The sequence below is a fragment of the Enterobacter cloacae complex sp. IR5441 genome (assembly GCF_049238215.1).
Lineage (GTDB): Bacteria > Pseudomonadota > Gammaproteobacteria > Enterobacterales > Enterobacteriaceae > Enterobacter > Enterobacter hormaechei_C.
Map to the genome: position 1 here is coordinate 1 of NZ_JBMKIA010000024.1, position 14,706 is coordinate 14,706.

Annotated in this window: 13 protein-coding genes; 6 read left to right on the top strand and 7 right to left on the bottom strand. The window is 56.7% G+C overall.

Features of this window, described 5'->3' with window-relative positions; genetic code table 11:
- On the top strand, positions 1-197 hold a 197-nt coding region (locus ACOTX5_RS19885), incomplete at its 5' end, for a hypothetical protein (protein WP_421632463.1).
- Between the two features lie 107 nt (positions 198-304).
- Here the strand turns inward: ACOTX5_RS19885 and hcr are convergent.
- The 4 genes from hcr to aqpZ all read right to left on the bottom strand — a co-directional run bounded on the left by hcr (position 305) and on the right by aqpZ (position 4,853).
- The gene (hcr, locus tag ACOTX5_RS19890) at positions 305-1,273 is read right to left on the bottom strand and encodes an NADH oxidoreductase (RefSeq protein ID WP_023303384.1); all 969 of its coding nucleotides are present in this window, start codon (positions 1,271-1,273) and stop codon (positions 305-307) included.
- 10 nt (positions 1,274-1,283) lie between these two features.
- Positions 1,284-2,936: a hydroxylamine reductase gene (gene hcp, locus ACOTX5_RS19895; RefSeq protein WP_045911940.1), complete on the bottom strand. Its 1,653-nt coding sequence runs from the start codon at positions 2,934-2,936 to the stop codon at positions 1,284-1,286.
- Positions 2,937-3,080: 144 nt separating this feature from the next.
- On the bottom strand, positions 3,081-3,980 hold the full coding sequence (locus ACOTX5_RS19900) for a lysine exporter LysO family protein (protein ID WP_047726863.1): 900 nt from the start codon (positions 3,978-3,980) through the stop codon (positions 3,081-3,083).
- Positions 3,981-4,157: 177 nt separating this feature from the next.
- Positions 4,158-4,853 carry an aquaporin Z gene (aqpZ, locus tag ACOTX5_RS19905; protein ID WP_026080729.1) on the bottom strand — a complete coding sequence of 232 codons (696 nt, stop codon included), beginning with the start codon at positions 4,851-4,853 and terminating at the stop codon, positions 4,158-4,160.
- 291 nt (positions 4,854-5,144) lie between these two features.
- Here aqpZ and ACOTX5_RS19910 point away from each other — a divergent pair, with 291 nt between their 5' ends.
- Entirely contained in the window at positions 5,145-6,803 is a 1,659-nt protein-coding gene (locus tag ACOTX5_RS19910) for an ATP-dependent endonuclease (protein ID WP_017693708.1), read from the top strand.
- On the opposite strand, the gene ACOTX5_RS19915 is transcribed toward ACOTX5_RS19910, so the two are convergent.
- Positions 6,800-7,756: a VirK/YbjX family protein gene (locus tag ACOTX5_RS19915; RefSeq protein ID WP_017693707.1), complete on the bottom strand. Its 957-nt coding sequence runs from the start codon at positions 7,754-7,756 to the stop codon at positions 6,800-6,802. The genes ACOTX5_RS19910 and ACOTX5_RS19915 overlap by 4 nt on opposite strands.
- Positions 7,757-7,915: 159 nt before the next feature.
- On the opposite strand from ACOTX5_RS19915, the gene macA reads away from it, so the two are divergent.
- Both macA and macB read left to right on the top strand, forming a co-directional pair.
- Positions 7,916-9,031 carry a macrolide transporter subunit MacA gene (macA, locus tag ACOTX5_RS19920; protein ID WP_045911941.1) on the top strand — a complete coding sequence of 372 codons (1,116 nt, stop codon included), beginning with the start codon at positions 7,916-7,918 and terminating at the stop codon, positions 9,029-9,031.
- Entirely contained in the window at positions 9,028-10,968 is a 1,941-nt protein-coding gene (gene macB, locus ACOTX5_RS19925) for a macrolide ABC transporter ATP-binding protein/permease MacB (RefSeq protein ID WP_015570984.1), read from the top strand. Before macA ends, macB begins: the two co-directional genes overlap by 4 nt.
- 70 nt (positions 10,969-11,038) lie before the next feature.
- Here the strand turns inward: macB and cspD are convergent, their stop codons facing one another.
- Positions 11,039-11,260, bottom strand: a complete 222-nt coding sequence (gene cspD / locus ACOTX5_RS19930) for a cold shock-like protein CspD (RefSeq protein WP_006809408.1) — start codon at positions 11,258-11,260, stop codon at positions 11,039-11,041.
- 267 nt (positions 11,261-11,527) lie between these two features.
- Between cspD and clpS the strand changes: the two genes are divergently transcribed.
- Complete coding sequence (gene clpS, locus ACOTX5_RS19935) at positions 11,528-11,848, top strand: ATP-dependent Clp protease adapter ClpS (protein WP_006174393.1); 321 nt, start codon at positions 11,528-11,530, stop codon at positions 11,846-11,848.
- A 27-nt stretch (positions 11,849-11,875) separates the two neighbouring features.
- Positions 11,876-14,155: an ATP-dependent Clp protease ATP-binding subunit ClpA gene (clpA, locus tag ACOTX5_RS19940; RefSeq protein WP_006809407.1), complete on the top strand. Its 2,280-nt coding sequence runs from the start codon at positions 11,876-11,878 to the stop codon at positions 14,153-14,155.
- 204 nt (positions 14,156-14,359) lie between these two features.
- On the opposite strand, the gene infA is transcribed toward clpA, so the two are convergent.
- Positions 14,360-14,578: a translation initiation factor IF-1 gene (gene infA / locus ACOTX5_RS19945; protein ID WP_002211347.1), complete on the bottom strand. Its 219-nt coding sequence runs from the start codon at positions 14,576-14,578 to the stop codon at positions 14,360-14,362.
- Between the last annotated feature and the right edge of the window lie 128 nt (positions 14,579-14,706).

Here is a 14,706-nt window from a genome sequence, read left to right on the forward strand (position 1 = left end):
TCCAAAGGCAAATGCGCTGGCCTGCATGGGCAAAAAGCCCGGTGGCGCTGACGCTTGCCGGGCTTACAGAGGTTCCAAAGGCAAATGCGCTGGCCTGCATGGGCAAAAAGCCCGGTGGCGCTGACGCTTACCGGGCCTACAGGGGTTACAAAGGCATATGCGCTGGCCTGCATGGGCAAAAAGCCCGGTGGCGCTGACGCTTACCGGGCCTACAGGAGTTACAAAGGCAAATGAGCTGGCCTGCACGGACAAAAAAGCCCGGTGGCGCTGACGCTTACCGGGCCTACAGGTGAACCACGACAGATTATGCGAGGACAAGATCGCCCTGCGGATGGCACGAACATGCCAGCACATAGCCCTCCGCGATTTCCGCGTCGGTCAGCGTCATGGTGCTGGTGACCGTGTACTCACCGGAAACCACTTTGGTCTTACAGCAACCGCACACCCCGGCGCGGCAGGCCGCTGCCACCGGTACGTTGTTGCTTTCCAGCGCTTCAAGCAGCGTGGTGCCCACGCGGCCAAAGAAGGTCTGCGCCGGTTGCAGCTTCGTGAACTTCATCCCGCTGGTCGCCGCTTCCGCTACAGGCGTGAAGAACTGCTCTTTGAAGAAGCGGGTCACGCCGAGCGCTTTCACTTCTTTCTCCACGATCTCCATGTACGGCGCCGGGCCGCAGGTCATCACGGTGCGGTTCGCAATATCCGGCACGCTTTGCAGCAGCTCGCGGCTCAGGCGCCCCGCGACAAAACCGTGCGTCGCGTTGTGCTCGGCCACCAGCGTCACCGGATAGTTGCGCCATTCTTCGGCAAAAATCACATCTTCCGGGGAACGAACGCTGAAAATCACCTGCACGTCGGCCTGAGGACGGTATTTCGCCAGCCAGCGACGCATCGACATAATCGGCGTCACGCCACAACCCGCCGCCAGCAGCAGGAATTTATCTTCCGTCTTGTCGTCACAGGTAAACTCGCCCTGCGCATCAGACAGCCAGATGTAATCCCCGCGCTTCACGTCCCGGGTCAGCCACTCGGATCCTGCGCCGTCATCAATACGACGAACGGTGAGCGTAATGTACTCGCTCACGCCCGGCGTGGAGGAGATCGTGTAGGCGCGCAGAGTATCCGCCGAATTACGCACGCTCACCAGCGCATACTGGCCCGCGCGGTACGGATAATAGTCATGGCACAGCAGCGACAGCGTCCACACATCCGGCGTCTCCTGATGGATGTGATGAACCTGCATCCGCCACGGACATTGTGAGGTTGGCATGGTCATGAGTTACTCCTTACGCGCTCAGCAGTTGCTTCATATCATCTTCAACGTTGGTCACGGAACGCAGACCAAATTTCTCGTTCAGGATGGCCAGCAGGTCCGGCGTCAGGAAGCCTGGCGCGGTCGGCCCGGTGACGATGTTGGTCACGCCGAGAGAGAGCAGGGTCAACAGGATAACGATCGCTTTCTGCTCGAACCAGGAGAGCACCAGCGACAGCGGCAGATCGTTCACGCCGCAGCCCAGTTTCTCTGCCAGCGTGACCGCCAGAATGATGGCTGAATACGCATCGTTACACTGACCCGTATCCACCAGGCGCGGCAGACCTTCGATGTTGCCGAAGTCCAGCTTGTTGAAACGGTACTTACCGCAGGCCAGGGTCAGGATCAGACAGTCTTCCGGTACGCGGGTGGCGAAATCGGTGAAGTAGTTACGTTCCCCGCGCGCGCCGTCACAGCCGCCGATCAGGAAGATGTGACGCAGTTTTTCACGGCTGACGAGGTCAATCAGGGAATCCGCCGCACCCAGCAGGGTTTCACGACCAAAACCGACGGTGATGAGGTGCGGAATTTCGCTGTACGGGAAGCCTGCCATCTGCTGCGCCTGAGCGATAACCGGACCGAAATCGTCGCCTTCAAGGTGGCTCACGCCCGGCCAGCCGACGATGCTGCGGGTCCAGATACGGTCGTCATACGCGCCGACGGTCGGGTCGATGATGCAGTTAGAGGTCATGACGATTGGGCCAGGGAAGCGGGCGAACTCCACCTGCTGGTTCTGCCAGCCGCTGCCGTAGTTACCGATCAGATGCTTAAATTTACGCAGCTCCGGGTAACCGTGCGCGGGCAGCATTTCGCCGTGGGTATAAACGTTAACGCCGGTGCCTTCGGTCTGCTTCAGCAGGTTGTAGAGATCTTTCAGGTCATGACCGGAGATCAGGATGCATTTGCCTTCGGTCGCTTTGACGTTGACCTGCGTTGGCGTTGGGTGGCCGTAGGTGCTGGTTTCACCGGCATCCAGAATGCTCATCACTTTGAAGTTCATCTGGCCGATTTCCATCGAGCATTCCAGCAGGGCGTTCATATCGGAAGGCCAGGTGCCCAGCCAGGCCATGATTTTGTGGTACTGGGCGTAAATAGCGTTGTCGTACTGGCCGAGTACGTGCGCGTGTTCCATATAGGCCGCAGCACCTTTCAGACCGTACAGGCACAGCAGGCGCAGGCCGAGGATGTTTTCGCCAATCGCCGCTTTGTCTTTATTGGGAGTAAATTCTGCGGCCTGACGCTGTAGCTCGCCCAGGTCGTCGCTCACCAGCTGTAGCTCCGCCATCGGGTTGTCCACGCGGGCGCTGGCGTCGGCATTCAGGCACTGCGCTTTCAGGGCTTCACGCAGGGCAATAGCTTCGCGGGCATAGCCCACAATGCGTGGAGAATCGAAGTTAACGTTGGTCAGCGTGGAGAAAAATGCGCGCGGCGCAAAGCTGTCGACATAGTGATCAACAATGCCATATTCACGGGCTTTGAAGGCCCAGGCGGACAAGCCTTGCAGCGCCGCAATCAGCAGATCCTGGAGATCGGACGTTTCTGCGGTTTTGCCGCACATACCCTGCGCGTAAGAGCAGCCGTTGCCTGCCGGGGTACGGATGGTTTGTTCACATTGCACACAAAACATAATCACACCTGTTAAAGTTATATTTGAGATACATGTTTAAGGTTATGCCTGTGCCACAGCAGAGAAAAGTGCTTTCTTATACTAAGTGGAGGGTTATTGATTTAGCGCAATTTTGGCGGCAGGTTCACTACCGCCAAAGCAGTATCAGGCTGAGAAGAACGCTATCAGAATGGGGACCAGCAGGCTCAGAATAAAGCCGTGTACGATGGCGGCAGGAACCATCTCCAGTCCTCCCGAGCGCTGTAACACCGGCAGGGTAAAGTCCATTGAGGTGGCCCCGCACAGGCCCAGCGCGGTAGAGCGGCTGCGGCGTACCAGGCCGGGGATCAGCATGATGGCTATCAGCTCGCGCGCCAGATCGTTAAAGAAGGCGGCGCTGCCAATCACCGGACCAAACGATTCGGTCAGCAGAATACCGGAGAGCGAATACCAGCCGAAACCGGACGCCATCGCCAGGCTGGTTTTCAGCGGCAGATCGAGAATAAAGGCGTTAATCACTCCCCCCGCCAGTGAGCTGGCCACAACGATAACGGCAACCATCATGCCCCGGCGGTTAAGGACAATCTGTTTCAGCGTCATGCCATTATTTCGCAGCTGAATACCAATCAGGAAGAGCAGGAAAATAAGCGTATATTCGCTGGCTTCCGTTGCGTGCTGTAAAAATGCCCAGCCGGTCAGCCCCAGTAAAAAACCGAGAACCACCACGCCGCATAGTTTTAATGATTCCAGCGCCATCGCAATACGGGAGGGAAGCTTTTCCTGATGGTGGTGATTTTTCCAGGGAATAGTGCGTTCCAGCCAGAACAGCGCAGCAATATTGCACAGCAGAATAACCACTACCGTAACCGCAGAATAATGCAGGATGGAAAGCAAGTTCGTCGCCAGATTATCCAGGAAGGCCAGGCTGATCCCCATAAAGAACAGAATGACGTAAACAATCCAGCTGAGAAAACGATTAATAAGCTTTAAGGCCGATTCATGACGCAGCGGAATAAGGTAGCCCACAATCAGGGGCAGAAGAATGATGAGGAGTCCTGAGAACATGAACAGCCGGTCCTTTTGAGTTTTCGTTAAGCGCTAGAGACACTACCCAATAAAGGCTGTACAGTAAAGCGGCAAAAGAAAGCCGGGTGGCGGCTGCGCCTTACCCGGCCTACAAAGTGCACACTAACGTAGGTCGGGTAAGCTTTAGCGCCACCCGACATTACAGACCGCACTTAATTAATCGCGTTTTTCCAGCAGGGTGCGATACAGCACGCCGCCCAGAATACCGCCGATAATAGGCATCACCCAGAACAGCCACAGCTGTTCAAGCGCCCAGCCGCCCTGGAAAATAGCCACCGCGGTGCTGCGCGCCGGGTTAACGGAGGTGTTGGTCACCGGGATGGAGATGAGGTGGATCAGCGTCAGCGCCAGACCAATAGCGATAGGGGCAAAGCCCGCAGGCGCGTATTTGTCCGTTGCGCCGTGGATCACCAACAGGAAGCCTGCGGTGAGCACAATTTCAATCACGATGGCAGACAGCATCGAGTAGCCGCCTGGAGAGTGTTCGCCGAAGCCGTTCGACGCAAAACCGCTGGCCGCGGCGTCAAATCCGGCTTTACCGCTGGCAATTACGTACAGCACCGCCGCGGCAATAATACCGCCAATAACCTGGGCAATAATATAGCCAATAATATCTTTCGCCGGGAAACGTCCGCCCGCCCATAATCCTAATGTGACGGCCGGGTTGAAATGACCGCCGGAAATATGCCCCACGGCGAATGCCATGGTTAATACAGTTAAGCCGAATGCCAGCGCGACGCCGACAAAGCCAATACCTAATTCCGGAAATGCGGCTGCCAGTACTGCGCTACCGCAGCCACCAAACACCAGCCAGAATGTACCAAAGCATTCTGCCGCTAATTTTCTGAACATAACCATCTCAATAATAAACGTCCGCGCCCATTCCTGCGCGCGGGTTATATCGCCATAAAGGGATGACGACTCAAAGAGCCAGTATTTTGAAACCATCAACATCCCTTCGCCACTCAAATAAATTCACTAAATTTGATTTAAGGCAATGTGATGTCAATCCTTGTTCAGATCGGAGGTAATAAGAGCATAGCCCAATAATTAAGGGGGCGTATATTCTGCTGTCGTGACCCACAGCCTGCCGCTATACTGCTGATAACTTGAAGGAAAAAGTGGCCGAATTGCGGGGGATGTATGCTACTCGAACGTGTGGAGATTGTCGGGTTTCGCGGGATTAACCGCCTGTCGCTGCAACTGGAACAGAACAACGTCCTGATAGGCGAAAATGCCTGGGGTAAATCCAGCCTGCTGGATGCCCTGACGCTGCTACTTTCGCCCGAAGAGAACTTGTACCACTTCGTTCATGATGACTTCTGGTTTCCGCCAGGGGATGTCAACGGACGCGAGAAACACCTGCATATCATTCTGACCTTCCGCGAATCCGAGCCCGGACGCCATCGCGTGCGTCGTTTTCGGCCTATGTCGCCCTGCTGGGTGCCCTGTGAAGATGGTTTCCAGCGTATTTTCTATCGCCTTGAGGGCGAAATGGCGCAAAACGACGGGGTGTTAACCCTGCGTGAATTTCTTGATGAGAAGGGAAATCCGATCCCGCTCGATAATATTGACGAGCTTGCCCGCCATCTTATCCGCCTCTCCCCCGTGCTGCGCTTACGAGACGCGCGCTTTATGCGGCGGATTCGTAACGGCACCGTGCCGAATATGCCCGAGGTGGAGGTGACCGCCCGCGAACTGGATTTCCTCGCCCGTGAACTGGTCTCACGGCCGCAGAACCTCACCGACGGCCAGATCCGTCAGGGACTGTCTGCCATGGTGCAACTGCTGGAGCACTATTTCTCCGAGCAGGGAACGGGGCAGGCGCGCCACCGTCTGATGCGTCGCCGCTCGCACGATGAACAACGAAGCTGGCGCTATCTCGATATTATCAACCGCATGATCGACCGCCCCGGCGGGCGCACGCATCGGGTGATCCTGCTGGGATTATTCTCCACGCTTTTACAGGCGAAAGGGACGGTGCGCCTGGATCGGGACGCGCGCCCGCTGCTGCTGGTGGAAGATCCGGAAACGCGGCTGCACCCGATTATGCTTTCCGTGGCATGGCATCTTCTTAATTTGCTGCCGTTGCAGCGAGTCACCACCACGAATTCCGGAGAGCTGCTCTCTCTGACGCCGGTGGAGTATGTCTGCCGCCTGGTGCGTGAATCCTCGCGGGTCACCGCCTACCGGCTCGGGCCCGGCGGGTTAAATGCCGAAGATGGCCGACGAATTGCGTTTCATATCCGTTTTAACCGTGCCTCTTCCCTGTTTGCCCGCTGCTGGTTGCTGGTGGAAGGGGAAACGGAAACCTGGGTGATAAACGAGCTGGCTCGCCAGTGCGGACACCACTTTGATGCCGAAGGGATCAAAGTGATCGAATTTGCTCAGTCTGGCTTAAAACCGCTGATCAAATTTGCGCGCCGGATGGGGATAGAGTGGCACGTACTGGTGGATGGCGATGAGGCGGGTAAAAAATATGCGGCGACCGTGCGCAGCCTGCTCAATAACGATCGTGAAGAGGAGCGGGAACATCTGACCGCGCTGCCTGCGATGGACATGGAGCACTTTATGTACCGCCAGGGATTTGACGACGTCTTTCACCGCGTGGCGATGATCCCGGTAGATGTGCCCATGAATATGCGCCGGGTGATTGCCAAAGCTATCCATCGGTCGTCAAAACCGGATCTGGCCATTGAAGTTGCGACGGAAGCGGGCAGGCGAGGCGTGGAGTCGGTGCCCACGCTGCTGCGTAAAATGTTCTCCCGCGTCCTCTGGCTGGCTCGTGGGAGGGCCGATTAACGGGCAGTCGCCTGCGAAACCTGTTGGATCAGGCTATCAAGCAGGGCATAGCGGCGGCGGTATTCGGACCGTTTTTTACTCGCAATCTCTTCCATCGGTTTGCGTGGCATGGTCAGCGGCAGGGCAAAGTTGCCGTTATCCTGCTGCTGTCCGCCAAGGGAGCGCCAGAAGCTGTCATAGTCAGCCAGCAATTTTCCCTCTTTTTTCTTGCGATAGCGCCAGCTGCGGTAGATGTGGGTGGCGTTACTCACCGCGAGGATCTGCTCGACCGGGAAGGCGCCTGCCAGCGTCATGACCGCTTCAACCAGCAGACGTTTTGGGAACAGTCCGTGACAGGCTTTGGTCGCCAGCTGAATGTGCTCGTGCGGGACATGCGCTTTCGCCCCCTGCATTCCGCCGATGAAGAGCGTTGGCTTGCCCTGGTATGTGCACAGCGTAAAGGTCAGCTCGGCCAGCACCGTGTTCTGGTGGTCGCAAAAAGTGAGGGTCGCTTCCCCTTCTTTGTCCAGAAACGCATCCGCGCTCAGGCGAACGCTAAACTGCTGCTCCTCTTTGCCCGTTAACGTCACCAGCGTGATGCCCTGGCTGGAGAGGTAGCCATTCAGCAGCGACGCCGGAAGATGGCGGCTCATCATCTCATAGTGATCGTTCAATGCGTCCAGCGTAGTCTGACGGCCCATATTGACGGTCAGCCACGGCCGGTGCAGGCGGCACGGCAGGCCGGGCTGCACGCGCAGGATCTGCATCAGACGGGGCTGTTTTGCAAGGTTTCCGAGCAGGCGCGCAGTGGTGAACGGCGTTGCCAGCGAGCGCAACATAAACTTACGTCGATAGGCCGGATTTTGCCACGCCAGCCCCGGCGTGAGGGAACCCGATGCCAGGCTTTTAAACAGTTGCCAGCCCGATTTAGGCTGGGGCAGCGTTGAATAGGGTGTATCGACGATGGAAGACATGTTAGATCCTGCTTCTGGTGGAATATCGCTATTTCAGCAGGCGCTTTATCAACATCGGGTAAACAATTCCCGACGATTACGGGGATCGGGGGTTTCGTTGAGGAGTGGTTTAGATAAAATCAACGGTGATGATAGCCAGAACAATTATTTGGAATATTTATGAACCTGAAGGGAAAACGCAGAAAGCTGTTTCTGCTGCTGGCGGTAGTGGTGTTAGCGGGCGGATTCTGGTTATGGAAGGTACTGAACGCGCCGGTACCACAGTATCAAACGCTGATTGTTCGTCCTGGCGAGCTGCAACAAAACGTGCTGGCGACGGGGAAACTGGATGCCCTGCGTAAGGTTGACGTGGGCGCGCAGGTCAGCGGTCAGCTTAAAACCCTGTCAGTTGAGATTGGCGATAAGGTTAAAAAAGGCCAGCTGCTGGGCGTGATCGATCCTGAGCAGGCGCAAAACCAAATCCGCGAAGTGGAAGCGACGCTGATGGAGCTGCGCGCGCAGCGCGCGCAGGCTCAGGCGGAGCGTAATCTCGCTCAGGTCACCCTGACGCGCCAGCAGGCGCTGGCGAAAACGCAGGCTATCTCGAAACAGGATCTGGACACAGCCGCCACGGAGCTGGCGGTGAAGCAGGCGCAGATTGGCACCATCGATGCGCAAATCAAACGGAATCAGGCCTCGCTGGATACGGCGAAAACCAACCTCGATTACACGCAAATCGTTGCGCCAATGGCCGGGGAAGTGACGCAGATAACCACCCTGCAAGGCCAGACGGTCATCGCCGCGCAGCAGGCGCCGAACATCCTGACCCTGGCGGATATGAGCACCATGCTGGTGAAAGCCCAGGTATCCGAAGCGGACGTCATTCACCTTAAGCCGGGGCAGAAAGCCTGGTTTACGGTGCTGGGCGATCCGCAAACCCGCTATGAAGGGGTGCTGAAAGATATCCTGCCGACGCCGGAGAAGGTCAACGACGCCATCTTCTACTATGCGCGTTTTGAGGTGCCAAACCCGCAGGGCGTGCTGCGGCTGGACATGACCGCCCAGGTGCATATCCAGCTGACCGGCGTGAAAAACGTGCTGACGGTTCCGCTCTCCGCGCTGGGTGAATCCGCCGGGGACAATCGCTACAAGGTGAAATTGCTGCGCAACGGCGAAACCCGCGAGCGGGAAGTGGTGATTGGCGCGCGTAACGACACCGATGTGGTGGTGGTAAAAGGGCTGGAAGAGGGTGAGGAAGTGGTCACCAGCGAAACCCTGCCCGGAGCCGTGCAATGACGGCGTTGCTTGAGCTGAATGACATTCGTCGCAGCTATCCGTCCGGCGACGGGCCGGTGGAGGTGCTGAAGGGCATCTCCCTGCGCGTTGAAGCCGGTGAGATGGTGGCGATTGTCGGGGCGTCGGGCTCGGGTAAATCAACGCTGATGAACATTCTTGGCTGTCTGGATAAGCCCACCAGCGGCACCTATCGCGTGGCCGGGACGGATGTTTCCACCCTGGACGGCGACGCGCTGGCGAAGCTGCGTCGCGAGCATTTTGGCTTTATTTTTCAGCGTTACCATCTGCTTTCACACCTGAGCGCGGCGCAGAACGTGGAGGTGCCGGCGGTGTATGCGGGCGTCGAGCGCAAAAAACGCCTTGAACGCGCGAAGGCGCTGTTAACGCGTCTTGGGCTGGCGGAGCGTGTTGATTATCAGCCTTCGCAGCTTTCCGGCGGTCAGCAGCAGCGCGTGAGTATTGCCCGTGCGCTGATGAACGGCGGACAGGTGATCCTCGCTGATGAGCCAACCGGTGCGCTCGACAGCCATTCCGGTGAAGAGGTGATGGCGATCCTGCATCAGCTGCGCGATCAGGGGCATACGGTGATTATTGTCACCCACGATCCGCAGGTGGCAGCGCAGGCGGAACGCATCATTGAGATCCACGACGGCGAGCTGGTCAGCAACCCGCCGCCACGTCAGTCCAGAGCGGCGGCGCCGAAAGAAGCCTTACCTGCGTCCACCGGCTGGGGACAGTTCTCCAGCGGCTTTCGTGAAGCGCTGACCATGGCCTGGCTGGCGATGGCGGCCAACAAAATGCGCACCCTGCTGACCATGCTCGGCATCATTATCGGTATTGCCTCGGTGGTGTCGATTGTGGTGGTGGGCGATGCGGCGAAACAGCTGGTGCTGGCGGATATTCGCGCCATCGGGACTAACACCATCGACGTTTACCCCGGCAAAGATTTTGGCGACGACGAGCCGCAGTATCAGCAGGCGCTGAAATACGACGATCTGGCGGCTATTCAGAAGCAGCCGTGGGTGAACTCCGCCACGCCTGCCGTGTCGCAAAACCTGCGTCTGCGCTACGGCAACATCGACGTGGCGGCCAGCGCTAACGGCGTCAGCGGAGATTACTTCAACGTCTACGGCATGACCTTCAGCGAAGGGGCGACCTTCAACGCGGAACAGCTGGCGGGCAGGGCGCAGGTGGTGGTGTTAGACGCTAACTCGCGCAGACAGCTTTTCCCCAATAAAACCCGTGTGGTGGGGGAAGTGATCCTGGTGGGTAACATGCCCGCCACGGTGATTGGTGTGGCGGAAGAGAAACAGTCCATGTTTGGCAGCAGCAAGATCCTGCGCGTCTGGCTGCCGTACAGCACCATTTCCGGGCGCATTATGGGACAGTCCTGGCTCAACTCCATTACCGTGCGAGTGAAAGAGGGCTACGACAGCGCGCTGGCGGAACAGCAGCTCGAGCGGCTGTTAACGTTGCGCCACGGGAAAAAGGATTTCTTCACCTGGAACATGGACGGCCTCTTGAAAACGGCCGAAAAGACCACACGTACTCTTCAGCTGTTCCTGACGCTGGTGGCGGTGATTTCGTTGGTCGTCGGCGGGATAGGGGTGATGAACATTATGCTGGTGTCGGTGACCGAACGTACGCGGGAGATCGGCATTCGCATGGCGGTCGGGGCCAGAGCCAGCGATGTGCTCCAGCAATTTTTGATTGAAGCGGTGCTGGTGTGTCTGGTGGGAGGCGCGATGGGGATTGCGCTCTCGATGATGATCGCCTTCGCGCTCCAGCTCTTTTTACCGGGGTGGGAGATTGGCTTCTCACCGATGGCGATCCTCACCGCGTTTTTGTGCTCCACCTTTACCGGCATTTTGTTTGGCTGGCTGCCGGCACGAAACGCGGCGCGGCTGGATCCGGTGGATGCGCTGGCGCGGGAATAACCCGAAAATAAAAATGCCAGCCGATCGGGCTGGCATTTTGCCTGCGGGGTGTACACAATGAATCAGAGAGCTATGCAACCGTTTCTGCTTCAACGGGCACGATAAGACTGGCGTGATTGCCTTTTGGCCCCTGGTGTACATCGAACCGGACGGACTGCCCGGCTTTGAGCGTCCTGTAACCATCCATCTGAATGGTGGAATAGTGAGCGAAGATATCCTCGCCGCCGCCTTCGGGGCAAATGAAGCCAAACCCCTTGGCGTTGTTGAACCACTTAACAGTACCCATTTCCATGCTTCGACATCCTTCGTAAATCTTATAAATTAAGATGGAATGAACCGGTGGTGGAGTGGGGGCTGTTCAAAACCTCGCCAACTCACGCTTGTACAATTTAGAGAAACGGAAGAAGCCGTCAAGCGTTTGGCGCTGGAGTTGGGACAATAATCAACCAAAATTTGAGGCAGTTAACGCTATTGCAACAGTTTGTGACAGACATCGCGGATGACAGTAATAGATGATTGTTATCTAACATCTGAGGTAGATTCAAAGTGGTTATGCATAATGGGTAAGACCAACGATTGGCTGGATTTTGACCAGCTGGCGGAAGATAAAGTGCGCGACGCGCTAAAACCGCCATCTATGTATAAAGTTATGTTAATGAACGATGATTACACGCCGATGGAATTTGTTATTGACGTGCTACAAAAGTTCTTTTCTTATGATGTTGAACGTGCAACGCAACTGATGCTTACCGTTCATTATCGTGGCAAAGCGATCTGCGGCATCTTTACTGCCGAGGTTGCGGAAACCAAAGTAGCGATGGTGAACGACTATGCAAGGGAGAACGAGCATCCGTTGCTGTGTACGCTGGAAAAGGCCTGATAAGGCATAAAATTGGGGGAGGTGCCTATGCTCAATCAAGAACTGGAACTCAGTTTAAACATGGCTTTCGCCAGAGCGCGTGAGCACCGACATGAGTTTATGACCGTCGAGCACCTGCTGCTCGCACTGCTTAGCAACCCATCTGCCCGCGAAGCGCTGGAAGCCTGCTCCGTGGATCTGGTGGCGCTACGTCAGGAACTCGAAGCCTTCATCGAACAAACTACACCGGTGCTGCCAGCCAGTGAAGAAGAGCGCGACACGCAGCCGACGCTCAGCTTCCAGCGCGTGTTGCAGCGCGCGGTTTTCCACGTCCAGTCTTCCGGACGTAGCGAAGTGACTGGCGCCAATGTCCTGGTCGCCATCTTCAGCGAGCAGGAGTCCCAGGCGGCCTACCTGCTGCGTAAACACGAAGTCAGCCGGCTCGACGTGGTCAACTTCATCTCTCACGGAACGCGAAAAGACGAGCCTAACCAGGCATCGGATCCCAGCGGACAGATCAACAGCAATGAAGAGCAAGCAGGCGGGGAGGATCGTATGGAAAACTTCACCACCAACCTTAACCAGCTTGCTCGCGTTGGCGGTATCGACCCGCTGATTGGCCGCGACAAAGAGCTGGAGCGTGCCATCCAGGTGCTGTGCCGCCGCCGTAAGAACAACCCGCTGCTGGTGGGGGAATCTGGCGTGGGTAAAACCGCGATTGCCGAAGGGCTGGCCTGGCGCATTGTGCAGGGCGACGTGCCTGAAGTGATTGCCGACTGCACCATCTACTCGCTGGATATTGGCTCGCTGCTGGCGGGCACCAAATACCGCGGTGATTTCGAAAAACGTTTCAAAGCGCTGTTAAAACAGCTGGAGCAGGACACCAACAGCATTCTGTTTATCGATGAAATCCACACCATCATCGGCGCAGGTGCGGCCTCCGGTGGCCAGGTGGATGCCGCTAACCTGATCAAACCGCTGCTCTCCAGCGGCAAGATCCGCGTGATGGGCTCCACGACTTACCAGGAGTTCAGCAACATCTTTGAGAAGGATCGTGCGCTGGCGCGTCGTTTCCAGAAAATCGACGTGACCGAGCCGTCGGTTGACGAAACGGTGCAGATCATCAACGGCCTGAAAACCAAGTACGAAGCACACCACGACGTGCGTTACACCGCGAAAGCGGTACGTGCGGCGGTGGAACTGGCGGTGAAATACATCAACGATCGTCATCTGCCGGATAAAGCGATCGACGTGATTGATGAGGCGGGTGCGCGTGCGCGCCTGATGCCAGCCAGCAAGCGTAAGAAAACTGTGAACGTGGCGGATATCGAATCTGTGGTGGCCCGCATCGCGCGTATTCCTGAGAAGAGCGTCTCTCAGAGCGACCGTGATACCCTGCGCACCCTCGGCAATCGCCTGAAAATGCTGGTCTTTGGTCAGGATAAAGCCATCGAGGCTTTAACCGAAGCGATCAAGATGGCCCGTGCTGGCCTGGGGCATGACCACAAGCCGGTTGGTTCCTTCCTGTTCGCCGGTCCGACCGGCGTGGGGAAAACCGAGGTGACGGTTCAGCTCTCCAAAGCGCTGGGCATTGAGTTGCTGCGCTTTGATATGTCCGAGTATATGGAGCGTCATACCGTCAGCCGTTTGATTGGTGCGCCTCCGGGATACGTGGGCTTTGACCAGGGCGGCCTGCTTACGGACGCGGTTATCAAGCATCCGCACGCGGTACTGTTGCTCGATGAAATCGAGAAAGCGCACCCGGACGTGTTCAACATCCTGTTGCAGGTGATGGACAACGGGACGCTGACCGATAACAACGGGCGCAAGGCCGATTTCCGCAACGTGGTGCTGGTGATGACCACCAACGCGGGCGTGCGGGAAACCGAGCGTAAATCCATCGGCCTGATCCACCAGGATAACAGCACCGATGCGATGGAAGAGATCAAGAAGATCTTCACGCCGGAGTTCCGTAACCGTCTGGACAACATTATCTGGTTCGATCACCTGTCTACCGAGGTGATCCATCAGGTGGTGGACAAGTTCATCGTCGAGTTGCAGGTTCAGCTGGATCAGAAAGGCGTCTCGCTGGAAGTGAGCCAGGAGGCCCGCAACTGGCTGGCTGAGAAAGGCTACGACCGTGCGATGGGCGCTCGTCCGATGGCGCGTGTGATTCAGGACAACCTGAAGAAACCGCTGGCGAACGAGCTGCTGTTTGGCTCGCTGGTGGACGGCGGCCAGGTAACGGTGGGGCTGGATCAGGCGAAGAACGAACTGACGTACGATTTCCAGAGTGCGGCGAAGCACAAGCCGGAAGCGGCTCACTGATTTTCTTTAGTGTAAAAGCCGGGTTTTTAACCCGGCTTTTTTGTGTCCGCTTTTCTCCCTCTCCCTGTGGGAGAGGGTCAGGGTGAAGGCATCAGAACGCACTAAAATACCTCTTCCTGAACAGCCACACTAAAGCCATAAATAAAAAAGGCCGGGATTGTCCCGACCTTTTAAATATTCATCTGCCATTACAGGCGAAAACAATTAGCGACTACGGAAGACAATGCGGCCTTTGCTCAGGTCGTACGGGGTCAGCTCAACAGTCACTTTGTCGCCCGTCAAAATGCGGATATAGTTTTTGCGCATTTTACCGGAGATGTGCGCAGTTACCACGTGACCGTTTTCCAGTTCTACGCGAAACATGGTATTAGGCAACGTATCAAGTACGGTACCCTGCATTTCAATATTGTCTTCTTTGGCCATCTAATCCTCTGGGGTATCACTACCAAGTTTTGAACCGGCAAGATAATGCCGAAATTCCTCAATTAAGTAAAGAATTGCGCGTTTAAAACGCAGCAAAACAGTCTCAGCGTATTGCCCAAGCGTCACGG